The sequence below is a fragment of the Mucilaginibacter sp. BGA-UO-ETr-C110 genome (assembly GCF_059567985.1).
The window spans coordinates 1182989-1208099 of sequence record NZ_JCAQPB010000002.1; the positions used below are offsets into that span (position 1 = coordinate 1182989).

Here is a 25111-nt window from a genome sequence, read left to right on the forward strand (position 1 = left end):
GAGTCATATGTATTATAAATTGAAACTTTATTTACAAGTGCAGTAGATTATTCATTTTTACCAATATTTTCTTCAATAAATTTTACTTTTTAAGTCAAACCATATTATTATATACTTTAATAAGTAGCATGGTAATCCCTCCATCTAACAATTTTTATTCTTTGGTAGAGGTCATTGCGTTTCACAAGCCAATATTTAAAAAAGTTTAATTTTTTACATCAGCATAGCCGGGTTTTGCTGTTTTATATTTGATCCAATGTTCATCAACACTACTGCAAGCAGGATAAGTATAACGCCCAGCCATTGCAGCAAGCTCACGGGTTCTTTTAGCAGCAGGTTTGCCATTAATACAGAAACGGGTATTTCTATAGAGGCGATGATAGCTCCCAGTCCCATACCTGTAAGCGGCATTCCTCTCGTAAATAATAGTGGCGGAAGGATGGTTCCAAACAAGGAAAGGATAGGACCCCAGCGCAGAAATATTCCGTATGAAAAGTGTTGATTTAGAGATGAATGGAAAATAATCGCAATAATAATCAATCCGCCCAGGATCATGTAAAGGCTTCTTTTTAAGGGAGGAGAATGAAGTTCAACGTTGTGCGATGAATACATGGTTGCTGTATAACAAAGCGCGGCGAGGAGTCCCCAGCCAAAACCAGTCCAGTTAATAGTAACAGATTGTTTATATAAATTGGTAGCCAATACCGTCCCGGCTAAAATGATAAAAACAGATGCGATCTTGCGTAATCCGGGTGGTTTTTTATGTAGGATCATTTCCAGGATAACGCCCATCCACACCGTTTGCATTAACAACACAATGGCAACACTTACCGGGACGTACTGAACCGAGAAGTAGTAAAAAACACTGGTTAGCCCCAAAGATGTTCCCGCTATTATTAGCTTAAACAGGCCTTTAATACCTGATGTTTTTGTTGCTGGTACAGTCCCGCGTTTACGGAACAAGGTTAAAATAAACAATCCTGCAAATCCAATACAATACTGCGAAAGAGTTACTTCGGCGGTACTGAATCCTTCTTGATAAGCCATTTTTACAAAGGTTGCCAGCATCCCGTAGCTGGATGCTCCCAGCGCGATAAAGATGCTCCCTTTGAGTACATTGTTTTTCATGTTACACCAGTTCCCTCTCTATCAGGTCTCTTATATCCTGGTGCGATGTATCTATAGATTTTTTAAGTTTCTCCGGACCGTATGATAGTCCGCTAACAGTAATCACATGAATGTTGCTGAAACCTATAATATTAAATACGGTTTTTAAATAGGTGCTCTGGAAATCCATATGTTCGTTATAATCTCCTTTTTCATATCCCGGTTCACCTCTTGAAAGTAAAAGGAATAGCATTTTATTTTCAAGCAGCCCGGTGTATGGGTTCTGCACATCGGCCCGGTTAAACGTAAAAGTTTCGTTGACTCTCACAATTTGATCGATATAGGCTTTGAGCGCACTGGGAATCGACCAGTTGTACATGGGAGAACCAAGCACAATAACATCAGCTTCGTGTAGTTCGGCAATGTAAGCATCACTTAATTTTAAGGTCTCCATTTGCGCTGCAGACCTTGTTGCTTCTGGTGTGAAAGCGGCGGCGATCCAATCTTCGTTGATGTGTGGCACATTGGTATTTCCTAATTCCCGGGTATTGATAACGGCATCATTGTGGATACTTTTCCAGTGATCTATAAATACTTCTGTCAATTTTCTGCTTTGGGATTTAAGCGATCTTGCGCTTGAATTGATGACTAATACTTTTTTCATTTCGATAATTTTTATACAAAAGTATGGGGGCATTGGATTATATTTGTATACCAATTTTTATAAAAACTACAGCCCAGATGTTGCCTTATAAATCATTGATTCAGGTTGAACGAAATGCCTCTGTAGCGTTACATATCCAGGTGTGCAATAGCTTCATAGCCTTGATCACGAATGGTACACTACAGCCCGCCGACATATTGCCAAGTTCAAGGGTACTGGCAGAGTTGATTGGTATTAATAGAAACACGGTAAAGCTGGCTTATGAAGAACTCGTTAGCCAGGGTTGGGCAGAGTCGATAGAACGTAAAGGTGTATTTGTACTCTCCAAATTACCTATCCGCTCCAAAACAATATTGCCTGAGGCAGGCAAAAGCAATAGCCCGAAAGAGGCTTTTGTATGGACAAACAATTTTGAAAAGGCGGCTCCGAGCGATGATCTTCAAAAAACAGTTCTTGCTATTGATGATGGCTTCCCTGATGTGCGTTTAGCTCCGGTTGATGTGCTTATGCGCGAGTATCGAAGTCTTTCCAGGAGATTTCATGGCAGAAACTTTCTGAAATACGGTACTTCTATGGGATCAGAACATCTTCGTCTTTCTATTTGCAATTATCTTTCCCATAGCAGGGGTTTAGTAGTCGCTGCTGAAAATATACTCATTACAAAGGGCAGCCAGATGGGCATCTATTTAGCCGCGCAGCTGTTGCTCGATGCAGGGGATCATATAGCGGTTGGAATTTCAAATTACACTTCAGCAGATGATACTTTCAGGCATTCAGGTGCAAACCTGTTGCGGGTCCCGGTTGATGAAAATGGAATGGATGTAGATTATCTGGAGGAAACTTTACAGCATAAGAAAATAAAGGCGGTATATATTATACCTCACCACCACTTTCCTACAACCGTAACTATGAGTATGGAGCGCAGGTTAAAGCTATTAAACCTCGCTCAAGAATACCGTTTCGCGATCATTGAGGATGATTATGATTTTGATTTCCATTATGATAATAAGCCGTATCTGCCACTGGCAAGTATCGACCATAATCATAATGTAATTTATATAGGCTCCATCTCCAAAACTTTTGCCCCGGCTTTGCGGATCGGGTTTATGACAGGACCTTCGGCATTTGTAGGAGCCGCGTCTTCATTACGGCAGTTGATAGATAAACAGGGTGATACCTTGTTAGAAGAGGCATTCGCAGTGTTGTTTGATGACGGGGAGATGGAAAGGCATTTTAGGAAATCCTTAAAAATTTACAAGCAACGCAGGAATTTGTTCTGTGATATACTCAAATCCGACTTTAATGACGTGATAGAATTCAGGATCCCGGAAGGGGGACTTGGGGTTTGGACAAGCTTTGATAAAAAGATCGATTTAATAAAAATGGCGGAAGATGCCTCAAAAAAAGGGCTTTACATTGGCAATGGAAGTTTTTATAAAAATGAATCCTTTGTTACCAATGCGCTGAGAATGGGCTTTGCTTCATTAAATGAAAAGGAAATGACAGAAGCGCTGGGGATCCTGAAAAAGATAGTTCAATAGGTTCGCTGGGCTACCCTTTATCTGGTAACTGGCATATTTAACATCCATGTTATTGGGCTAATTTTGTATCAAATAAATCTTAAAGAAATGCAAACAAGAATTAAAATTGACAAAATAGCGCCCGAAGGATATAAAGCCGTACTTGGGCTGGAAAAATTCATTGAAAGCACATCGCTTACAAGAACGCATAAAGACCTGATTAAAATCAGATCTTCACAAATAAACGGATGTGCTTTTTGTATCAACATGCACACTTTAGACGCTCGTAAAGCCGGCGAAACAGAACAGCGTATCTATGCCCTGAACGCCTGGCGCGATACTCCGTTTTTTTCAGAAGAAGAACGGGCAATATTGGCCCTGACTGAAGAAGTTACTTTGATCAGCAATCATGTAAAGGATGAAACCTATGCGCAGGCAGCCAAAGTACTTGATGAAACTTATCTGGCACAAGTGATCTTAGCCATTATTACCATTAATGTATGGAACAGAATCGGCATTACCACCAACCTGATACCAGCATAAGGCTGATATTATAGATTGATTGTGAAGGTCGTCTTTTCAGTTAAAACAAGAAAACCCGGTTATTAGGCCGGGTTTTCTTGTTTTGTGTATATATCTTTTATCTGCTTTCGGCAAGTTGTTCACTGTTCACCACGCGGCCAGGGTAAACTTTCAGGGCTTCTTCCAGACAGATCATCGCGTTTTGCAGGTCTTCATTTTTTAACACGTAAGCCATGCGAACCTCGTTATATCCGGCTCCGGGGCTGCTGTAAAAACCGGTCGCGGGGGCCATCATAACCGTTTGGTTATTATAGCTAAAAGTTTCCAGCATCCATTGACAAAATTTGTCGGCATTATCAATGGGTAATTTGGCTACCACGTAAAAAGCGCCACCCGGATTAGGGCAATAAACGCCATCTATTTTGTTCAATGCACTCACCAGCGTATCCCGGCGACTGGTATATTCTTTATTTACGGCTTCAAAATAGCTGTCTGGGGTATCAACAGCTGCAGTACCTGCAATTTGTTCAACCATACCAGCACTCAGGCGGGCCTGGGCAAATTTTAAACCAGCGCTTAAAACCGCTTTGTTTTTAGTGATCAAACAACCCAAACGGGCGCCACAGGCACTGTAACGTTTGCTTACGGTATCCATCACAATCACATTTTCGTCCAGTCCATCCAGGTGCATGGGCGAAATAAAAGTGCGGCCGTCATAACAAAATTCACGGTATGCTTCGTCCGAAAATAGGTACAGATCATATTTCAGGGCCAGTTCTTTCAACGCATCCAGCTCCTCTTTGGAATATAAATAACCCGTAGGATTGTTGGGATTACAGATGATGATAGCCTTGGTTTTATCGGTTATCAGTTTTTCAAACTCACTGATAGGGGGCAGAGCAAAACCGTTATCAATAAAAGAAAGTATTGGTTTTACCACAATATCGCTCTGGCTGGCAAAGCCGTTGTAATTGGCATAAAAAGGCTCCGGGATAATCACCTCATCACCGGGATCAAGACAGGCCATCATGGATATGGTAATGGCTTCGGAACCACCGGTAGTTACAATGATATTGTCGGGCGTAATATTGTAACCCAGCTTGTTATAATACTCTGTAAGCTTTTTTCGGTAGGTGAGTGTACCTTCAGATGGGGTATAGGCCCAAACCTTAAAATCAATATTTTTAATGGCATTCAACATGCCTTCGGGAGTTTCAATATCGGGCTGGCCAATGTTCAGGTGGTAAACTTTTTTACCATCCAGCTTAGCTTTATCAGCATAAGGTGTTAGCTTACGTATAGGCGATGCGGGCATTCGCTGCCCTTTATGAGATATTTTTGGCATGTGCAAAATTAATAAAAAAGAAAGTATTGTTGTTGCATACTTCCTTAAACGAAAAAAGACCCTCGAAAAGGGTCTTTTTTTTAATATTTTTTTGATCCCCTTGTTCAGCAAGGGGCATTGTCGGCAACTTGCTTTGCTTATTTGCTCGACGCTGGTTTGGCCACAACCTCACCAATAATGTTCAGATACTTTTCTGGCGTAACTGCATTTGATTTTACAACAATGGTTTTGTTGAAAGGTGCAGCAGCAGCAGCATTGTAAGTGATCTTGATGGTACCTTTTTCACCACCTTTTACAGGAGTTTTGGTGTAATCGGCAATTGTACAACCGCAAGTTGGTCTTACTTCTGTCAAAATAAGAGGCTCTTTACCAACGTTGGTAAATTCAAAAACGGTGGTTACAGGAGTACCCTGAGGTATTTTGCCAAAGTCGTGTTTTTCTTCATTGAATTTAAACTCAGCTTTTTGGCTATCCTGTGCCGATGCAGTAAAGGCAAAACCTAAAACTACTGCGCAAATCATTAGTATCTGTTTCATATGTTGTTTGATTAATACAAATATATAAGGTTTAACCCAAATTAAAAACTATTAGTTAAACTCCATGTTTTATTGTCAGTATGCAAAATACAGAATAGAATTTTATAATTTTACCGTCTAAACGAAATTATATATGCCCGAATCTACCTTACGTGCAACCAGTAAATTTAATACTGCAGAACTGAGTTTTGATGATTTCAAGAAAATTGTGATTGACGATTATCGTATTGGTTACGAAAGTCGCCAGGCAAGTTTAATAGGCAGGAGAGAAGTTTTAACGGGTAAAGCTAAGTTTGGCATTTTTGGTGATGGTAAGGAAGTTGCCCAGTTAGCCATGGCCAAAGCTTTCCGCGCGGGCGACTGGCGCGCCGGATATTACCGCGATCAAACTTTTATGTTCGCTACCGGCATGAGCAATCTCAAAGAGTTTTTTGCCCAGCTTTATGCCAACCCCGATATTGAAAAAGATCCCGCATCTGGCGGCAGGCAAATGAATTGTCACTATGCCACACGTTTTGTTAACGCCGATGGCAGCTGGGTTAACCAGGCCGAAACCATGAACTGCTCATCAGACATTTCAACAACCGGCGGCCATATGCCCCGTTTGCTGGGTTTGGCTTACGCTTCAAAATTATATCGTCAGAATAAAGAGCTGGAATACCTGAAACAGTTTTCTGTGGGCGGTAACGAGGTTGCCTTTGGAACCATAGGCAATGGCTCCACATCCGAAGGCTTGTTTTTTGAAACCTTTAACGCGGCAGGCGTACTACAGGTACCCATGGCCATTTCGGTTTGGGACGATGCTTATGCTATCTCCGTTCCGGCTAAACTGCAAACTACCAAAGAAGATATTTCTGAAATACTGAAAGGCTTTCAGCGCGAAAACGGCTCCAACGGCTATGAGATATTTAAAGTAAGGGGTTGGGATTATATCGCCCTTTGCGAAACTTACGAACGTGCCATTACCATATGCCGCGAGCAGCATGTGCCCGTATTGATTCACGTGGTAGAGATGACACAGCCGCAAGGCCACTCTACCTCGGGCTCACATGAGCGTTATAAATCAAAAGATCGCCTCACCTGGGAAGAGGAGCACGATTGCCTCCTGAAAATGCGCGAGTGGATGATATCTTCGGCTATTGCTAACGAAGCTGAGTTGGACGAACTCGAAACCGAAGCCAAAAAATATGTGCGGGAATGCCAGCGCGAAGCCGCCGCCGAACTAGGTGATATCATCAAAAACGAGCTGGAAGAAACTGCCCGTTTAATTGATAATCTGGCTTATAATGTAGCCGCTCAGGAAGAGCTGGCTGAGATCGCTTCGGCATTGCGTTCAAGCTATGATGCCGGACGTAAAGACACTGTGGGTTCTGTGCGTAAAGCCTTACGGCTTACTGTACATGAAACGGTAGCCGAAAGACAAGTATTGTTAAACTGGCTAAGTGCCGAGACTATCAAAAATAACGAGCGCTTTAACTCTAAATTATTTTCAGGAACTCCACAATCTCCTTTAAATGTGCCTGTTGTGCCTGTTATATATAGTGAAGATGCACGCCTATTAGATGGTCGTGAGATCTTGAATGCCTGTTTCGACGCCAATTTCGACCGGGATAAAAGCATTGTGGCTTTTGGTGAAGACGTAGGCGCTATTGGTGATGTTAACCAGGGATTTGCCGGTTTGCAAAGCAAATACGGCGATCTGCGCATTACCGATACCGGCATCCGTGAAACTACCATTATAGGGCAGGGTATGGGCTTGGCTATGCGTGGTTTACGCCCAATTGCCGAGATCCAATACCTGGATTACCTCATATACGCCATGACCGTTTTGTGCGACGATATAGCCAGCTTAAGCTATCGTACCAAAGGCGGCCAAAAAGCACCGCTGATCATCCGTACACGTGGCCACAGGCTCGAAGGGATCTGGCACTCAGGTTCACCAATGGGATTGATCGTGAACTCGATGCGTGGTTTTCATCTTTGCGTACCCCGCAACATGACCCAGGCTGCGGGTTTGTATAACACGCTGCTAAGAGGGGATGAGCCTGCTATTGTGATCGAAAGTTTGAATGGTTATCGTTTAAAAGAAAAACTTCCTGAAAACGTAGGCGAATTCACCGTTCCGCTGGGTAAGGCTGAGATATTGAAAGAGGGGGGAGACATCACCGTTGTTTCCTACGGGTCAACCCTGCGTATCGTGCAGGAAGCTGCGGTTGAGCTTGACAAAATGGGTATCCATATCGAAATTATAGACCCGCAAACACTGTATCCTTTTGATATCGACAATGTTTGTGGTACTTCTTTAAAAAAGACCAGCAAATTATTGGTAATCGACGAAGATGTGCCGGGAGCTGCTTCAGCCTATATTGTTCAAAAGATAGTGGAAACCGAAAACGGTTACTACTCCCTTGATGCACAGCCTAGGACGTTAACGGCTAAAGAACATCGTCCGCCTTATGGCTCCGATGGCGATTATTTCAGCAAACCATCTGTTGATGATGTGATCGAAGCGGTTTATGCCATGATGAACGAAGCTAATCCCGCTAAATACCCAGCGATTTTTTAATTAGTGGATTATACTCCGCGCGTCATTGCGAGGTACGAAGCAATCCCCGATAAGCAGAGCCGCTCTGTAAGTAGGGGATTGCCACGCTGCGCTCGCAATGACGCTTTTTTCATCACCTCCATTCAATTCTGCGCTTAAATCTTTAAGTTTGCGGCCATTCTATACATACAAATCATGAATTCAACAACATTTACCACTATATCAAACATCATTAAAACACGCCGTTCTGTAAAGCCGGCTGCCATGAACGGACAAAAAATACCCAATGAGGAGGTAGCTGCTTTATTGGAATTGGCCGACTGGGCGCCAACGCATGGTTATACCGAGCCATGGCGCTTTATCGTATACGAAAACCCTGCCGATTTTTGCCGGGAACATGCCGAAATATACAAACAAGGCGTTGATGCTGAAAGTTTTAACGAGCTTACCTATAGTAATCTGCAACACCAGGGCGATAAGGTTTCACACGTGATCATCGTAACCATGAAACGTGGCGATCTGCCTAAAATACCTCCCTTTGAAGAGATCGCGGCCGTATCAAGCGCCATCCAAAACATATTGCTTGGTGCTACGGCCCTTAACGCAGCCTCCTTCTGGAGCACTGGCGGCGCTATTTTAAAACCAGGCATGAAGGAATTTTTACAACTGCGCGAAGAGGATAACGTACTTGGCGTACTGTACCTGGGCTACGCCGATCAATATCCCGAAGGCCGAAGAAACACTCCGCTTGAGGAAAAGATCAACTGGGTTAAATAAAGCCATATTGGGTGTCACCCTGAGTCTGTCGAAGGGCGCGCGCAGAAGCCTGCCCACCATGCTTCGACAGGCTCAGCATGACATCCTTGACTTCATTATCCATCATTCAAAATTCAGTGTTGGGTATTTTCAATTCTCCCTTATCTAATCACTTATTTTCCCCTTCGCAACAATATCTCTAACCTTTTACCGTTTTTCTCCGTATAAATTGAGGCTTAATTGCTTTATCTTAAATTTATTTTCATTTTAGTAAAAAAATATCCTAAAATGATTTTGACTTAAGTAAAAAATTATACATTTGTAATTGGCCGGTTCCTAATCCGGTCAGTTACCGACTTAACCTGTTGCTAATTTAAATTATTGTTTAAAATTAAACTCAACACAAGTATGAGGAAACACTTATGGTGTGTCACATTCTCGGTTCTATTTTTAGCTACAACAATTATCAGCTGGAGATCCGAAGGTGCGAACAAATCAGACAGAAAAGTAAATTCAACTCTAAATGCAAAGGAACTATTTAATCAGTATGTAAATAGTTTATACCAAACGGCCAGCTTACAGCAAACCGGTTTGGCATTTGATGTATTTGAAAAAGCGGTTACAGGTTATACCAATTTAAAGCTCAATCATCTATTACCACAAAGCAGTTCTGTATTAACTGTGGTCGATTTTACAAAATCGAGCCGTGAAAAACGTATGTGGATCATTGATTTGTTTAGCAAGCAATTGTTACTCAATACCTGGGTGGCCCACGGACAGGGGAGTGGCGATGAAATGGCGACCAGTTTTTCCGACAGGAACGATTCGCATCAAAGCAGTCTGGGCTTTTACCTTACTGATAATGTTTACATGGGCAAACATGGCCGTTCTTTACATTTAGATGGCCTTGATGAAGGGTTTAACAGCAACGCCCGTATGCGCGATATTGTGATTCACGGAGCCAACTATGTAAGTCAGTCCGCTATTAACCATAAAGGGTACGTAGGTCGCAGTTTTGGCTGCCCGGCAGTATCGCCCAGGGTTATTGATAAGGTGATCAATACCATCAAAGGTAAAACAGTATTGTTTATCAATGGTAGCGACGACAACTACAGCTCCAAATATCTTGACGAAAGCGGTCCGCTGAATTTTATATCGGCAGATTCAACCACTTTTGATTTAGCCAGACTATAGATTTGGTATCAAGTAGTTAGTATCAAGTATCAAGATTTTTCCGAATGCTATAAAAGATGCATCTGTCGTGATACTTGATACTAACTACTTGATACTAATTAACGTTCATCAGTGGTTTTAAATGATCATACAGTACAATATCTAGCCCGTACACATCCTGGCGGTGTTGTAATACACCGGCATCATCTGTCCAGCAGGTAACGTAGGTAATGTATATAGGTGTTTTTTTAGGCAGGCCGATATTGGTGGGTTCGGGGTTATCCTCGCTCATATCTTTGGCAATGGTATCGTAGTCCTCGCCCTCACCAAAAAGGTTCTTAGCAAGCCCCTGAGGGTCGCCCAGGCGTACACAACCATGGCTCACCGCACGCATCGCTTTTCTGAAGGCCGATTTTGCAGGGGTATCATGCAGATACACGCTGCTCCTGTTTTTGAACAGGAATTTTATTTTCCCTAACGAATTATCCTCGCCCGGGCGTTGCTTAAAATCATATTGCAGGTTATCCGCGGTCACGGTCGACCAATCTATCGACTCCGGATCTTCAATTTTTATCCCATCCTTATAAACGTCTATGTTCTTGTTTGATAAGTAGTAGGGGTCTTCGGCAGCCTCGATGATGATCTCTTTGGTGGCTATACTTCGCGGGATGTTCCAGGTTGGGTTTACCTCAACGCTATGGATCACGCTGCTCAGCTGCGGTGTTTCACGCGGGAAAGGTTTGTCATACCGGTCACTGTCGACATAGGAGATCAGGCTGGCGTGGGCATCCATGTTACGACCCTGGCCCACGCAAACCTTCATGTTTAAAACCGATTTGCCGCCTTCCATCACATCCAGTTTAAAATCGGGGATGTTCACGATCACGTATTTTTGTTCCGTAGGCTTGTTTTTCCAGCGCAAGCGTTCCATGTTCACCAGAAAATACCGTTTGGATTCCTCTGCAGAGAGGCCGTCTATCACAGTGCCATTCAGGAAAGCCTTTTGCAGGATCTTATACTGAGGATCGGCCGGTTGTATGCTGTCGAGGTAAGTTTTTAAATCTTTTACCAGCAGTACATTTTTCATGCTGATGCTATCCGGTCGTTTGGTTGCGGTAAAATACCGGGAAAATATTTTCCGGGGATTCACCACCCCATATTGCATGGCATTGGAATATTTGATCAGCGAACTTGCGGTAAGCAATTCAAGCCTGGCAAGTTCATGGTAGGCTTCATCAGTTGTCAGGATGCCATTTTTGTCATGAAATTTGGCTACAAGGGCTCTGATGGCTGTAATATGGTAGGGCTTTTTGCTCAATCCGTGTTCGGTGATCTTGTCAAAATAATCGGGCAGTATATCCAGGTCACCGTTAAAAAAATGGTTCATCACTAAAACGGGCTGATAATCATTCCCCTTTATAAAGGCTTCGATCACAGGCTCGTTCGCGATTTTTGATTTCTGACTTTCGATCTCTTTTTTCAACGCCGCAGCCAATGTATCGGGGTCAACATCCTCGTATACTTTATTTTGGGTTACTTTAAAAAGTTGATCGGCTATGGCTGAGTGCTTTTTCTTGCAGCTTTGAAAAGCAAACAGGGATACAAAAAGACCCAATATCAGCAGGTAAACAGAGGTCTTTTTTGAGAAGGCAAAAATCATGATAAAAGTTGTAGTTAATTATTCTTGTGACAGCAATAGCCATACCACAAAGCAAAATGACAACGATTAATTTTTTAAAACCGCTGTTTTATATCAAAACGGCAGAACCCTGGCGTATGCTTATTGGTGTATAAACCATAAGGTGTACCATCTGGAGCCACCATTTCTATATTTCCATACAAAGATACGGTAAAGAGGGAAAGTTCCTGCGATACGGAGTAAGCTAAATGATCTTTTAGCTGTAACGTTTGGTGACTGGGCGTAGTCTCAATTATGGCTACCTTCATAGCTGTCCCTTAATATATCTATATGAAAAAAACTGTTATCCTGTTCTCTGTCTTGTTGGTTTGTTTAACAAGCAGCGCTTTGGCGCAATTGAAACCGTTAAATATTATCCGCGATACTATTTACTCCAATGTACTCAAAGAAAAGCGGGCGATTGAGATTGTACTGCCGGATGGTTACAGTGATACCTCCGCTACCAAATACGATGTTACCTATATCACCGATGGAGAATGGAATACACAGATAGTAAGCAGCATCGAGCAGTTTTTAGAGATCCAGTTTATACCGGCTAATATTGTAGTGAGCCTGCCCAATACCATGCTGCAGGGCCAAAATATGCGCGGGCGCGATCTTACGCCTACCCGCGCAGACGGTGACCCGCAAACTGGCGGAGCTGCCCGCTACCTTGCCTTTATCAAAACCGAGCTGATGCCTTACATTAACAAAAAATACCACACTACCGGCATGAATACTTATCACGGCGGCTCGTATGGCGGTGTGTTTGGTATGTATGCGCTGATGAAGGAGCCCCGGCTTTTTCAATCGTACCTGCTGGCCGACCCAAGCTTTTGGTGGGACAAGGATTATCTGCCCAAACTGGTAAGGGATAGCATAGGTAAGATCGACTTAAACAATACCACTTTATTAATTACCGGGCGCGATGGAGAGCCGGCCAAAGAACAGCGGATAAACGCCATGGATTCGATAATAATAAAAAAGGCGGCTCCTGCCGGTTTTCATTATAAACTGATGTTGTATAATGACGAAACACATAACAGTATGATCTTCCGTACGGTATATGATGGTTTAAAGCTAACCTATCACGGATACAATAAGCAGGATTTAAATTTTTATCCCATGGGTGGCGTATTACTAAAGGATAAGCCTTTTAAAATGCGTTTTCAGGGTGATTTTGTGAAAGAGCTGCATTATACTACCGATGGCAGTGCGCCTACTATGGCATCGCCCAGGATGGAGGGTAATGAATTGATGCTCCATAACACTACACAATTGAATTTGAAAGAGCTTACCTATCGCCCGGGGTACGAGCAGCAAGCGAGCGCTAATTTTAGTATAGGTAATACCCTGCCCGCCGGCCCGCAAATCAAAAATTTTAGCCCCGGCGGTTGGAACTATGCTTACTATGAAGGTAACTGGAACACCCTGCCCAACTTTAAAAACCTAAAGCCGCTTAAAAAAGGCTGGGCGGGTAAAAACTTCGACCTCAACAAACTGCCCAAACAGCAAAACTTCGCGTGTGTGTTTAACGGGCAATTGGAAATAACGCAAACCGGCTATTACATTTTTGGGCTACGCGGCGACTGTGAATCTAAGATGTACATCAATAACGAATTGATACTTACCCAGCAAACGGCAGGTATTAAATCGTACCTGCTGCCCTTACAAAAAGGGTTTTACACCATCAGGGTTGAATACCTGGAGAAGCAAGGCAAACCATCGCTGGATATCCTCTACGCCCCTGAAAACGGCAACGGTGGCATCATACCCATGGAGCTGCGTTATGGGGATGCGAAATAACTGACTGCCGGGAGAAAAAATACCCATCTATCAAAAAAAGCTTGTCATTTCGACAAACAGCGATGGACAAAGTGGTGGGGTGAGGAGAAATCTTCTGCTTGATGCAAGGTTTCGGTTGCAAATCGCAGAAGATTTCTCCTCGTACCTCGTTCGAAATGACAACCTTTTTATTCCCTCCGAATACCTCTAAGTCTTGGGTTGACCTCCTTAAAATCCGTGACTCAGAACTTGAGACTCCCAACCTAAATGTGTATATTTGTATATATCAACAGCCCGGTTTTCTTTTTCAAGAGAAAACCGGGCTGTTTAGTTAAGGGAAAAAGGGAGCAAAAATCGACCGTTTTTTATATAGTTATTTGAATGTCAGTTATTTAATACTTTTTAAACCTTTCAAAACCCATCAAAAATTTGTTAAAAAGTGTTAAAATGGCGTTAAAACTTTGTTAAAATGGGCAATAATCACGCTTTTTTATCCTGTTTTGACTAAAAAATTGTTAAAATTAAAGGTTTAAAAAGTTTTTGGGGGCTTAAAACCGAACCAATTTTCTGAAAACGATGACAGCAAAAAACAAAACCGAAGTTTGGCTCCGCGGGTCTTTGGATGAGGTGCCCGAACTGCTCCAGCCTATAGCCCAGGCCCTGCTCCAGGCCCGGGAAGAACTGCATGAACTGATGGCTGATTTCCCGGATAGCTTATTGTGGCAAAAGGTGGCAGGCATGGCATCCCCGGGTTTTCACCTGCAGCACTTAACAGGGGTACTAAACAGGCTTTTTACATATGCCAGGGGAGAAGCGCTTACGGTAGAGCAATTGGATTACCTCTCGGCTGAAGGGAAGGTGTCCGAAAATATAACTGTAATTGATCTGGTAGAACAGTTTGATCATGAGGTTGATAAAGCTATTAGTCAATTGATTACAACTGATGAGCAAACCTTGAAAGAGTTTCGCGGGGTAGGCCGGGCTCAATTGCCGTCAACCGTAATGGGTTTGTATATACATACCGCGGAACATACCATGCGGCATCTGGGACAGCTTTTGGTCACGGTTAAAGTGCTGAAAAATAGCAAGGTTTAAGAAAATATAGCGACTGCATCTTTAAGGCTGTTTGAAACATGGGTCACAGTTGCATTGGGATATCTGTTTTCCGGATCAAATAAAAATGTATCAATACCTAAGGTTGTAGCAGCTTTTATTTCTGATTCGGGATCATCGCCGACAATCAACAAGTCTTCGGGCTGGTACCCATAAGTATCCATGATCAGGAGGAAAACTTCTTTTTTTGTTTCAGATGAAATTTCCGGATCAACTATGTATATAGCTTTAAAATCATTTCCTATGCCCAAAAGCCGGATCTTACTCCATTGTAGTTTAGTAAACCCTGTAGTAACCAGAAATTTATCCGTTTTTGTATCGCTAATAAATTTGTAATCGACATATGGCTGCATTGGCAAATCATGTTCCAGGTTTCTGAGTAATTCAAGTCCCTTCAATTTGGCCGTTTCACTGAAGTTATACTTATCTGCCACCTGTTGATATGGCTTTCTTTTCATTTCTTCTTTGGCCAGATTTATTTGATCAACAGTTAATTCATTAGCCAGGCTATCTAAAAAACCGTACACTTTGGTAAATAGGTATTCGGCGATGGAACTTACCGGATATATAGTATTATCCAAATCTAGTATAATGGCTTTTTTCATTTATAAATTAATCAACTATGATTATTGTCGGTTTATTATGGGGAGTTAACCTTTTTAGTACAAAAAAGCCAGTTGAGGAGAGCAGGCATACCGAACCTAATACCCACCAAAGCATCGTAAAACCGCCATGAGCGATGATCTGGCTGCCAACCGCAGGGGCAATGATCTGCGCCGCCGACCATGACATACTGTACAAAGCGGCATATTCGCCACGGTTGTTGTTGGTAGTACGGTTTATCCAGTAGGCATTCATAAAAGGCATACTCATGATCTCGCCCAGGGTGATCATCACAACTACCAAAATGGCCACCCATGCGGCATGAGGCAATAAATTTAACAAGGCAAAGCTGGTACCAGCTATAATAATACCTGCACTGATATAGGTAAGCGGGTTTCTTTTGCCCTCCAATTTATGGATCAATACCATCTCGATCAGTACGATGAGTATGCCATTTAAAGCCAGCAGAAAGCCTATAAAACGCTCATTAAAATGCCATTGGATCTTATAAAACACCGGCTGCATAATAAAGAACTGAAAAAAGCAGGTGGCGAACAAAGTACACAATAAGATAAATACCAGGTAAATGCCGTCTTTATAAGCTGACGTGGATGCTATGGCTTTATCTGCCAGATCTTTAACCGTTTTCCGGATCGTTGCGCGAGGCATCAGTTTCAATAGTAAAAGCGCGGCAAAAATATTAGTGCAGCCATCCACCCAAAAAAGCAAATGGTAGTTGAATGAAGCCAGGAAACCGCCCAATCCACCGCCAAAGGCCCAACCAAGGTTGGTTGCCAGCCGGTTAAGTGAGTAGGAGCGGGTTTTGTTCTCATCGTTACTGTAATGAGCAATAGCTGTGGAGTTTGCCGGGCGAAATGACTCGTTACAGATACTGAGTATAAAAGTACCGATGCTTACGCTTAAAAAAGTACGCTGATAGCCTAATACCAGGAATAATATACCACCAATAAGCAAGGCGCCTACCTGGATATCATAAAAGCCGATCTTATCGGTTAGCCTGCCACCTATAAACGCGCCTGATATGGCTCCTATACCAAAAAATGCCATTACCCAACCCGATTGTACGATGGTAAAATGCAGCTGCTGAATGGTATAAATGCTCATAAACGGCACCACCATAGTTCCGCTCCGGTTGATGAACATTACTATGCTCAGGTACCAGCTGTTTTTAGATAGTCCGCTATAAGCTTGTTTGTATAATTGGATGACAGAGGTTAACATAGGTTTACAAAGGTAATTATAAGCAGAAAGCTTAAAGCGAAAAGCCCAAAGCTTTTTGTCGGCTTCGGGCTTTTTGAACTATTTAAGTGGCTTTAGGCTTTATGCCTTGAATTTTCAGCTTAAAATAGAGTTCCGGTTCCTGAGCCAGTGATCAGCCAAAACCAGTGCGGCCATAGCTTCAACAATAGGGACGGCGCGCGGTACCACACAAGGATCATGACGGCCTTTGCCCGATATTTCGGCGGCATTGCCTTCACTGTCAATAGTCGCCTGGTTTTTCATAATGGTGGCCACCGGTTTAAAAGCAACTTTAAACTCGATAGGCATTCCGTTGCTGATACCGCCTTGTATACCACCAGAGAAGTTGGTAATGGTGCTGATATCGCCTAAATGTGATTTTACAAAGATGTCGTTATGTTCCGATCCGCGCATTTCGCTGCCGGCAAAGCCTGAGCCGAATTCAAAACCATGAACCGCGTTAATGCTCAGCATGGCTTTACCCAGATCGGCATGAAGCTTATCAAAAACCGGGTCTCCAAGGCCTACAGGGCAGTTTTTTATATGGCAGCTGATCTTGCCGCCAACGGTATCTCCATCTTTACGTACACTGTCAATAAAAGCGATCATTTCCTCGGCGGTGGCCGGATCGGCACAGCGTACGATGTTTTTTTCGCGTTCGTCAATAAACTCCTGTACACTGTCGATACTTACATTAGGCGCGTTGATGGTTCCCACGCTGCTTACGTGGGCCGCTATCTCAATACCCTGGCTTTTTAGTAAAAGCTTGGCTAAGGCCCCTGCAGCAACGCGTGCGGCGGTTTCGCGGGCGGATGAGCGACCACCACCACGATGATCTCGAATACCATATTTGGTTTGGTAAGTATAGTCGGCATGGGAGGGGCGGAATACGTCCACATTATGACTATAATCTTTGGAGCGCTGATCTTCATTTGGGATCAGCATTGCTATAGGTGTCCCTGTGGTTTTACCTTCAAATACACCTGAAAGGATCTTTACAGTGTCACTTTCTTTACGTTGTGTGGTTATTTTTGACTGACCGGGTTTGCGTTTATCCAGTTCGCCCTGAATGTAGTCCAGGTCGACCGGTAATTGCGCGGGGCATCCATCAATAATTACCCCGATAGCTTCGCCATGCGATTCGCCAAAGGTGGTTATCCTGAATATTTGCCCGAATGAATTGCCTGCCATGGTATTAGATATGTGATGTTAGATATGAGATTTGAGACGGTTCATCGCAAATCTATTTATTTAAATCGTCATTGCGAGGTACGAAGCAATCCCCAATTAGCAAAGCTGCTCTGTATGTCGGGGATTGCCACGCTATCGCTCGCAATGACGCTTAGTAGTTATTTAACCTTATCCTTCTACTTCCTGTACCTTAAAGCCAAGTTTGGCCAGGTCGGTCCAGAATGCAGGGTATGATTTATCAACTACTGGTCCGTTCTCAAACTCCAATTGTGGAATGATCAGGGCAAGCGGTGCAAATGCCATAGCCATACGATGATCATGATAGGTATTGATAAACATGCGCTCAGGAATAAACTTTTCGCTGCAATCCAATTGATATACTTCGTTGTTCTCAATCAGTTTTACGCCCATTTTGGCCAGTTCGGTTTGCAAAGCTAAGATACGGTCGGTTTCCTTTATTTTTAAAGTTTCCAGACCCGTGAATGCTGCTTCATGACCTAAGGCGGCACACACCACAATAATAGTTTGTGCCAGGTCGGGACATTCCTTCAGATCGAATACTTTATGACTAAACGGTTTATGCTCCTTGGTTAGCTGAACACCGCCATCTTTGAATTGCGAAGTGATACCAAAATTAGCCATGATCTCGGTGATCACACTGTCGCCTTGTAAGCTGTACGGTGTTAGTCCGGTTAAAAATAATTCCGCCTGATCTGCCAGTGCCGCTATGGCGTACCAGTATGATGCCGCGCTCCAGTCTGGTTCAACATGTAATGAAGTGGTAGTAAACTCCTGATTGGTTATGGCAATAACGTTATCTTTCCATTGATGTTGAATACCTGCTGTTTCCAGCATGGCAAGCGTCATTTCTACATATGGGCGAGAGGTTAACTCACCTTCAATATGGAGCTCCAAACCAAAAGGCAGCCGTGCAGCGATGAGCAACAAGGCAGTAATGTACTGACTGCTGATGTTACCTTTAATACTGATCTTACTAGTTAGCTGCCCGAAACTGCCTTTTAGTTTTATAGGGGGATAACCCTCTTTTTCTTCATAATCAATATGGGCACCTAACTCTCTCAGCGCGTCGACCAATATGCCTATCGGTCTTTCCTTCATCCTTTGGCTGCCGGTTAATATTACTTCATTATCCTGTATGGCAAAATAAGCGGTTAAAAAACGCATGGCAGTACCGGCAGGGCCGATGTCAACAGTTTGTGGTCCATGGTCTATAGTCGATGGATCATGGGCAGTAGCTAACTGCTCACTGCCCACTGCCGACCGTAATATACCGGCCAGCAATACTGCGTCGGCGGCGTCTGATACGTTCTCTACCTTCACTTTACCATTGCTCAGAGCCTCTATAACCAATGCACGGTTGCACTCGCTTTTTGATCCGGTAAGATGTACCGTGCCGTTTATTTGCTTATTACTTTTTTTCAGGATGACGTTTTGCATCAGTATATGATATTATACGTGGGTAAGTTTTTCTGCTGCTTGTCCGGCTTCATTGGTGTTCATGATCTCGGTTTGCCTGCGGATCGACTCGCTGTGTAAAAGCTCTAATAACTTCTCGGTAAATTCAGAACCTAACTTTAACGCTTTTGCATAATTGGTACGTTTCTGAACGATCTCATCCCAACGACCTACTTGTAAAATGGTAATGTTGTTGTCTTTTTTGTAGTTACCTATCTTCTCGGCAATTTGCATACGTTCTGCAATTTTCTGAATAACCAGGTCGTCAATTTTATCGATTTGGTTACGCAGCTCAGCAAGCTTGTCGCTTAATTCTGCATTGCGGATCTCCGGTTTACGTAAAGCCAGGTGATCAATAATATCAGCTAAGGCAGCAGGAGTAACTTGTTGTTTAGCATCTGTCCACGCTACGCTTGGGTCGATATGTGATTCGATCATTAAGCCTTGCATATCCAAATCAAGCGCTTTTTGTGAGATGTAACCGATCAGATCACGGTTGCCTGAAATGTGGCTTGGGTCGTTAATAATAGGCAGCTCAGGAGCCAGTGTTTTTAAGTTGATGGCGATATCCCACATTGGCTCATTACGGAAAGCTGACTTTTCGTAAGATGAAAACCCACGGTGAATAGCAGCCAGTTTGGTGATGCCCGCGTTGTTGATACGCTCCAAAGCACCTATCCATAAAGAAAGATCAGGGTTTACCGGGTTTTTAACCATTACCGGTACGTCAACACCACGTAAGGCATCAGCAATTTCCTGTACAGTAAAAGGGTTAACGGTTGAACGCGCGCCTACCCATAAAATGTCAACACCTGCTTTTAACGCTTCTTCTACGTGTTTAGCAGTTGCCACTTCCACAGCTGTAGGTAATCCGGTTTCTTCTTTTGCGCGTTTAAGCCATTCCAGGCCTATGCTGCCAATACCTTCAAATTCACCCGGACGGGTACGTGGTTTCCAGATACCTGCACGTAATGCAGAGATGCGGCCGGTTTGCGCTAATAAATGAGCTGTAGCTACTAATTGATCTTCAGTTTCTGCACTGCAGGGGCCTGCTATTACCAATGGTTCTTTTCCGGTTTTGATCCAGGTGTGAAGCGGCTGTATGTTTAAATTCAGTTTCATTGTTTTGTTATTTGTCCGGCATTTACCGGTGTGTTTTTATATTTTGTTTAAATCTTCAATTATTAATTACAGGTCTTATATATTTCTGCGGATATTGATATACTTCCGTATCCGATCATTTTTTTGAGGTTTGGGAGTTGTTAATTCATCGTCATGTCTTTCATATTCACCAAGGATGTTAAAGTTATGCGTGTATTTAAGTATCTGTCTTATGGATACGTCGTATTGTTTTGGCTCGTCCCATTCAATATCTACGTAAAAGTTATATTCATTGCGTTTACCAAGGATAGGCATAGATTGTATTTTGCTCATATTCACACCCTCTTCGGCAAAAATATTAAGCACTTTGGCCAATGCGCCCACTTTGTTACTTACTTGAAAGCAAAGCGAAGCTTTATTAGAATTCTTCTTTTCCACGTTATCGTGGTGGGTAAGGATCAGGAAACGGGTAAAGTTCTTTTTGTTTGACTCTATCCGGCGTTCCAGTACATCCAATCCATAAAGTTTAGCAGCCAGCGAGTTTGCAATGGCAACCGTGTCGGTTAATTGTTCCTCTCTGATGCGTTTGGCGCAAGCTGCCGTATCATTACTTTCCACAATTTTAAGATGAGGGTATTCATCAAAAAAATCAACACACTGGCGTAAAGCGATAGGATGGGAGGTTACATATTTGATATCCTCGAACTTTACACCAGGTAATGCCATTAAGTGTAATTGAATAGGCAGATAAATTTCGCCCACTACCGGAAAACCATAATCAAGCAATAAGGTATAATTAGGCAAGATACTTCCGGCAATACTGTTTTCAATAGCCATCACCACGTAATCTGCCTCCCTGTTTTTTAGGGTTTCAAAAGTTTGCTTAAATGTATTGCATTCAATGGTTTGCGTGTTTTCACCAAAGTACCGTAAAGCAGCTTCCTCGTGAAAAGAAGCACGTATTCCCTGGATTGCAACTCTTGGTCTTTCTATCTTCATAACCCCTATTAAAGCAAAAAGTCCCGGCATTTTGTGCCGGGACTTTTTAAGTTCTTTATGTGTGTGTTAAGTACATATTAGTCCCGGCTCTCACTGTTAAAGTAAAAGTAGTAACCGAAATAGTATGCGCTTGTAAATTTCATTTGTTTTTTATTACGTTGTAAATGTACGGTAAAAAATGTTTTTGTCAATAGGAAATTTTATTTTTTGTAAAATAAACAAGCTGAACAGAATTTTATTTGCCTAAAGCTTGTTTTTCGTATTCCCGTTGCAGCACACGGGCTGTTTGCGTGCTGCCATCGTGGCTCCATCCCGGTGGGTTTAACAGGTATCCTAATTTGTTCCTGAAACCAGGGGCCTGTTTAACATCATGCAACAAGGCTTTCCATTCATGAAAAATAATATTCACCGGACCCATATCTTCTGGTTGTTTAGTAAGCCCGTATTTAACCGGTTCAGACAGATCTTCGTCTCTGAAAGTTCCGAACAGCCTGTCCCATAGGATAAGCATCATACCCATGTTTTTATCCAGATAAGGAATGTTCGAAGCATGATGCACCCGATGATGTGCCGGTGTTACAAAAAGCCATCCGTACCATTTAGGGAGCGCTACTTTATATTGTGTATGTACTATATTCCCGTAAAGCTGAGTAATGAGATAGGCATATAAAATATCAATCGCATTAAATCCCATCAACGCGAGGGGTAAATAAAAAAAAGTACGGTAAAATGGTTCAAAAACTGTTGACCGGAAACCTGTGGTTAAATTAAAATGCTCTGAGGAGTGGTGTGTTACATGCATTGCCCAAAAAAACCTGCAATAATGCCCGGTATAATGTAGCACCCAGTACAAAAAATCCTGTACCACAACCAGTACAAACCAATACAGAAAAACGTTGTGTATTTGAAAAACCCTGAACTGATAGGCAAAACTCAGCATGAAAAAAGTACTGGTCTTAACTAAAAGGTTGGTAACTACCGCAATTGAGGTAAGGTAGATATTGACAAAAGTATCGCGTTTTTCATAATACTTACGGTTTTCCCAGTAACTTAAACCCATTTCAACCAGGGTTAATATAACCAGCAAAGCCATCAGTACCAATGCGGCCCTATTCCGGGGATCTAACTCAGACATCTTACAAATGAATGTAATACATTAAACTTTCACGAAGTTCGGCTTCTGTACAGATATTATCAATATTGCACTGCCCAATTTTGGTAAGCAAAGTGCAATTTATTTTATTATCCTGGTTCTTTTTGTCCTTTTGCATGATAGCAAACAGGGTTTCAAAGTCATTCTCTTTGATTGTATATCTTGGATAAAGGTCGCTGAATACTTTGGTGATCTCGCTTAGTTCATCAACACTCAACCCTGTTTTTTTGTGTGCAAGATATGATTCGCAGATCATGCCGATAGCTATAGCTTCGCCATGTGATAGTGGGTCTTTATCGTTGATCAAAGAATTGGTTTCAACTGCATGACCAATGGTATGACCAAAATTTAAAGCTTTCCTGATGCCTTTTTCTGTAGGATCTTCAATGGTGATTACATTTTTTATTTCTACAGAACGATAAACCAGTTGAATTGCAGGGTTTTTTAGATCGCTTGTTTTAAGTTCATTCCAATAAGCGGCATCGGCTATCAGGCCATGTTTAAGCATTTCTGCAAGACCCGAAAGTATTTGTCGTGGAGGGAGGCTTTTTAAAAAATCGTATTCAATAAATACAGCTTTGGGCTGGGTAAAGGTACCTATGATGTTTTTGATACTATCAATATCAATACCAGTTTTGCCGCCAACTGAGGCATCTACCTGTGATAGCAGGGTAGTAGGTACATGCACAAAATCAATTCCTCTTTTGAAGGTTGAGGCGACAAAGCCCCCCAAATCGGTCACAACGCCACCGCCGAGGTTTATCATTAAGCTTTTGCGGTCGGCACCAAAATCTATCAGCATTTTCCATACGCCTATGCAAAAATCGATGTCCTTGCTCTCCTCGCCGGCATTTATCTCGATAAGGTCGTAGTCACCAAGCTCATCTAACTTACTTTTTACAAGCGGCAAGCAATGAACGCCGGTATTTTCGTCAGTTAAAATAAAGAATTTAGAATAAGCTCCTTTTTTTACAAAGTTAACCAGTTCGTCAACGCTGTTATTAAAATATATAGGGTAGTTGTCGCTTTGAATGGTATCCATTATCATATTACCAAGATTTTATTTCCCCTGAATTCAACGATGTCTCCGCGTTTAACTTTAAGGCGTTTTCGATAGTCAACCTCTCCATTATATTTCACTTCTCCTTCACTTACAACTATTTGCGCTTCTCCGCCTGTTGATACCAGGTGGGCAGCTTTTAGCAGTTGTATCATCGGAATATGGTCGCCTATTAATTTAAATTCTGTCATGGAGCGGCAAAAATAAACTATTCATGGAATATTGAGATATCATTTTATAATTTTGCAGATGCTTTCTAACCAAACGAACAATAAAACTCAACAGGTTAAGCCCTCTTTTGAAAATACAGAAATCGCTTTCCGTCACTCATCCAATGCTGATCTTAACCGGGCTTACTGGTTATTCAGGATAATCAATGTTAACTTTTTAGTAAAGATAGGGCCTCCGGTAACCAACTTTGCTATTAAAATAGGATTACCTATCAAAAGCCTGATCAAGGCAACCATATTTAAACACTTTTGTGGTGGCGAAACCATTACTGAGTGTAATAATACCATTAAGAATTTGAATAGTGGTGGAGTAGGCACCATATTGGATTATTCCATAGAAGGGGAGGATGACGAAGCTGTTTTTGACAGTACCCGTGATGAGATCATCCGTACCATAGAACGTGCAACTTCGGACAAGGCTGTACCGCTTACTGTTTTTAAGGTAACAGGTGTTGGCCGGTTTGCGTTGCTGGAAAAATTGGATGCTAAATTGGCCCTTAACGCAGAGGAAGAAAAGGAATGGCAAAGGGTACAGAATCGTGTACTGGCCATATGCGATAAAGCCCATGCCAATAACGTACCCGTGATGATTGATGCAGAGGAAAGCTGGATACAGGAAACCATTGATCTTTTGGCCCTGACCATGATGAGCCGCTTTAATACTAAAGCGGCAATAGTTTATAATACCTATCAAATGTACAGGCATGATAAGCTGGCGTCTATATTAAACGACCATGAAATTGCACTTAGTGAAGGATTTATTTTGGGAGCCAAAATTGTTCGCGGCGCCTATATGGAAAAAGAACGCAGACGTGCAGCAGAAAATGGTTACCCGTCACCAATACAACTGGATAAAAAAGCTACCGATCTGGATTATGATTCTGCATTGGATTACTGTACCACCCATATCGATAAAATTGCTTTTATTGCAGGTACCCACAATGAAGAAAGCTGCCGTTTACTGGCCGAGCTTTTAGATACCAAAGGAATTGATCATAAACACCCTCACGTGTATTTTTCGCAACTATTAGGGATGAGCGATAACCTGAGCTTTAACCTGGCAGATGCCCAGTACAATGTAGCTAAATACGTTCCCTACGGCCCAATAAAGGCTGTATTGCCCTACTTATTCAGGCGTGCGCAGGAAAACACAGCTATAGCCGGCCAAATGAGCCGCGAGCTGAGTTTAATTGTGAAAGAACGGAAAAGACGGAAACAGTAACCATATATTACAACAATATCAAAAAAGGCCATTTCTTTAAAAGGGAATGGCTTTTTAATTATCCTTAAAAGC

Annotated in this window: 23 protein-coding genes; 8 read left to right on the top strand and 15 right to left on the bottom strand. The window is 42.4% G+C overall.

Annotated elements, in window-relative coordinates:
• Positions 1 to 213 precede the first annotated feature (213 nt).
• Together AC57BQ_RS06210 and AC57BQ_RS06215 are read right to left on the bottom strand one after the other, a co-directional pair.
• Complete coding sequence (locus AC57BQ_RS06210; RefSeq protein WP_496405445.1) at positions 214 to 1128, bottom strand: DMT family transporter; 915 nt, start codon at positions 1126 to 1128, stop codon at positions 214 to 216.
• 1 nt (position 1129) lies between these two features.
• Positions 1130 to 1771: an FMN-dependent NADH-azoreductase gene (locus tag AC57BQ_RS06215; protein ID WP_496405446.1), complete on the bottom strand. Its 642-nt coding sequence runs from the start codon at positions 1769 to 1771 to the stop codon at positions 1130 to 1132.
• 77 nt (positions 1772 to 1848) lie between these two features.
• Here AC57BQ_RS06215 and pdxR point away from each other — a divergent pair, with 77 nt between their 5' ends.
• Both pdxR and AC57BQ_RS06225 read left to right on the top strand, forming a co-directional pair.
• Positions 1849 to 3312 carry a MocR-like pyridoxine biosynthesis transcription factor PdxR gene (pdxR, locus tag AC57BQ_RS06220; RefSeq protein WP_496405447.1) on the top strand — a complete coding sequence of 488 codons (1464 nt, stop codon included), beginning with the start codon at positions 1849 to 1851 and terminating at the stop codon, positions 3310 to 3312.
• 87 nt (positions 3313 to 3399) lie between these two features.
• Entirely contained in the window at positions 3400 to 3834 is a 435-nt protein-coding gene (locus AC57BQ_RS06225; protein ID WP_496405448.1) for a carboxymuconolactone decarboxylase family protein, read from the top strand.
• A 97-nt stretch (positions 3835 to 3931) separates the two neighbouring features.
• Here AC57BQ_RS06225 and AC57BQ_RS06230 read toward each other — a convergent pair whose 3' ends face one another.
• The gene (locus AC57BQ_RS06230; protein ID WP_496405449.1) at positions 3932 to 5158 is read right to left on the bottom strand and encodes a pyridoxal phosphate-dependent aminotransferase; all 1227 of its coding nucleotides are present in this window, start codon (positions 5156 to 5158) and stop codon (positions 3932 to 3934) included.
• A gap of 137 nt (positions 5159 to 5295) precedes the next feature.
• Positions 5296 to 5694 carry a DUF1573 domain-containing protein gene (locus AC57BQ_RS06235; protein ID WP_076370587.1) on the bottom strand — a complete coding sequence of 133 codons (399 nt, stop codon included), beginning with the start codon at positions 5692 to 5694 and terminating at the stop codon, positions 5296 to 5298.
• 133 nt (positions 5695 to 5827) lie between these two features.
• Here AC57BQ_RS06235 and AC57BQ_RS06240 point away from each other — a divergent pair, with 133 nt between their 5' ends.
• The 3 genes from AC57BQ_RS06240 (at position 5828) to AC57BQ_RS06250 (ending at position 10189) form a co-directional block, all read left to right on the top strand.
• Positions 5828 to 8260 carry an alpha-ketoacid dehydrogenase subunit alpha/beta gene (locus AC57BQ_RS06240; RefSeq protein ID WP_496405450.1) on the top strand — a complete coding sequence of 811 codons (2433 nt, stop codon included), beginning with the start codon at positions 5828 to 5830 and terminating at the stop codon, positions 8258 to 8260.
• 174 nt (positions 8261 to 8434) lie between these two features.
• Complete coding sequence (locus AC57BQ_RS06245; RefSeq protein WP_496405451.1) at positions 8435 to 9016, top strand: nitroreductase family protein; 582 nt, start codon at positions 8435 to 8437, stop codon at positions 9014 to 9016.
• 387 nt (positions 9017 to 9403) lie between these two features.
• On the top strand, positions 9404 to 10189 hold the full coding sequence (locus tag AC57BQ_RS06250) for a murein L,D-transpeptidase catalytic domain family protein (RefSeq protein ID WP_496405452.1): 786 nt from the start codon (positions 9404 to 9406) through the stop codon (positions 10187 to 10189).
• Between the two features lie 94 nt (positions 10190 to 10283).
• Here AC57BQ_RS06250 and AC57BQ_RS06255 read toward each other — a convergent pair whose 3' ends face one another.
• A complete protein-coding gene (locus tag AC57BQ_RS06255) occupies positions 10284 to 11828 on the bottom strand; it encodes a L,D-transpeptidase family protein (protein ID WP_496405453.1) in 1545 nt (514 codons plus the stop codon).
• A 74-nt stretch (positions 11829 to 11902) separates the two neighbouring features.
• Complete coding sequence (locus AC57BQ_RS06260; protein ID WP_496405454.1) at positions 11903 to 12115, bottom strand: hypothetical protein; 213 nt, start codon at positions 12113 to 12115, stop codon at positions 11903 to 11905.
• 22 nt (positions 12116 to 12137) lie between these two features.
• Here AC57BQ_RS06260 and AC57BQ_RS06265 point away from each other — a divergent pair, with 22 nt between their 5' ends.
• The gene (locus AC57BQ_RS06265; RefSeq protein WP_496405455.1) at positions 12138 to 13652 is read left to right on the top strand and encodes an alpha/beta hydrolase-fold protein; all 1515 of its coding nucleotides are present in this window, start codon (positions 12138 to 12140) and stop codon (positions 13650 to 13652) included.
• A 555-nt stretch (positions 13653 to 14207) separates the two neighbouring features.
• A complete protein-coding gene (locus tag AC57BQ_RS06270; protein WP_496405456.1) occupies positions 14208 to 14726 on the top strand; it encodes a DinB family protein in 519 nt (172 codons plus the stop codon).
• On the opposite strand, the gene AC57BQ_RS06275 is transcribed toward AC57BQ_RS06270, so the two are convergent.
• The 9 genes from AC57BQ_RS06275 to AC57BQ_RS06315 all read right to left on the bottom strand — a co-directional run bounded on the left by AC57BQ_RS06275 (position 14723) and on the right by AC57BQ_RS06315 (position 23778).
• Positions 14723 to 15349, bottom strand: coding sequence for an HAD family hydrolase (locus AC57BQ_RS06275; protein WP_496405457.1), 627 nt, complete (start codon positions 15347 to 15349; stop codon positions 14723 to 14725). The two genes, AC57BQ_RS06270 and AC57BQ_RS06275, sit on opposite strands and share 4 nt — an antisense overlap.
• Before the next feature lie 7 nt (positions 15350 to 15356).
• Positions 15357 to 16589, bottom strand: coding sequence for an MFS transporter (locus AC57BQ_RS06280; RefSeq protein ID WP_496405458.1), 1233 nt, complete (start codon positions 16587 to 16589; stop codon positions 15357 to 15359).
• Between the two features lie 114 nt (positions 16590 to 16703).
• Positions 16704 to 17798 (bottom strand): chorismate synthase, encoded by a 1095-nt coding sequence (gene aroC, locus AC57BQ_RS06285; protein WP_496405459.1) that lies wholly within the window; start codon positions 17796 to 17798, stop codon positions 16704 to 16706.
• A gap of 168 nt (positions 17799 to 17966) precedes the next feature.
• The gene (gene aroA, locus AC57BQ_RS06290; protein WP_496409460.1) at positions 17967 to 19259 is read right to left on the bottom strand and encodes a 3-phosphoshikimate 1-carboxyvinyltransferase; all 1293 of its coding nucleotides are present in this window, start codon (positions 19257 to 19259) and stop codon (positions 17967 to 17969) included.
• 9 nt (positions 19260 to 19268) lie between these two features.
• Entirely contained in the window at positions 19269 to 20396 is a 1128-nt protein-coding gene (locus tag AC57BQ_RS06295) for a chorismate mutase (RefSeq protein WP_090470406.1), read from the bottom strand.
• A gap of 75 nt (positions 20397 to 20471) precedes the next feature.
• Positions 20472 to 21374 carry a prephenate dehydratase gene (locus AC57BQ_RS06300; protein WP_370997784.1) on the bottom strand — a complete coding sequence of 301 codons (903 nt, stop codon included), beginning with the start codon at positions 21372 to 21374 and terminating at the stop codon, positions 20472 to 20474.
• Positions 21375 to 21609: 235 nt separating this feature from the next.
• A complete protein-coding gene (locus AC57BQ_RS06305; protein ID WP_496405460.1) occupies positions 21610 to 22509 on the bottom strand; it encodes a sterol desaturase family protein in 900 nt (299 codons plus the stop codon).
• A 1-nt stretch (position 22510) separates the two neighbouring features.
• Positions 22511 to 23569, bottom strand: a complete 1059-nt coding sequence (gene aroB / locus AC57BQ_RS06310; RefSeq protein ID WP_496405461.1) for a 3-dehydroquinate synthase — start codon at positions 23567 to 23569, stop codon at positions 22511 to 22513.
• Positions 23570 to 23571: 2 nt separating this feature from the next.
• On the bottom strand, positions 23572 to 23778 hold the full coding sequence (locus AC57BQ_RS06315) for an RNA-binding S4 domain-containing protein (RefSeq protein ID WP_496405462.1): 207 nt from the start codon (positions 23776 to 23778) through the stop codon (positions 23572 to 23574).
• Between the two features lie 58 nt (positions 23779 to 23836).
• Here AC57BQ_RS06315 and AC57BQ_RS06320 point away from each other — a divergent pair, with 58 nt between their 5' ends.
• The gene (locus AC57BQ_RS06320) at positions 23837 to 25039 is read left to right on the top strand and encodes a proline dehydrogenase family protein (RefSeq protein WP_496405463.1); all 1203 of its coding nucleotides are present in this window, start codon (positions 23837 to 23839) and stop codon (positions 25037 to 25039) included.
• The last annotated feature ends 72 nt before the right edge of the window (positions 25040 to 25111 follow it).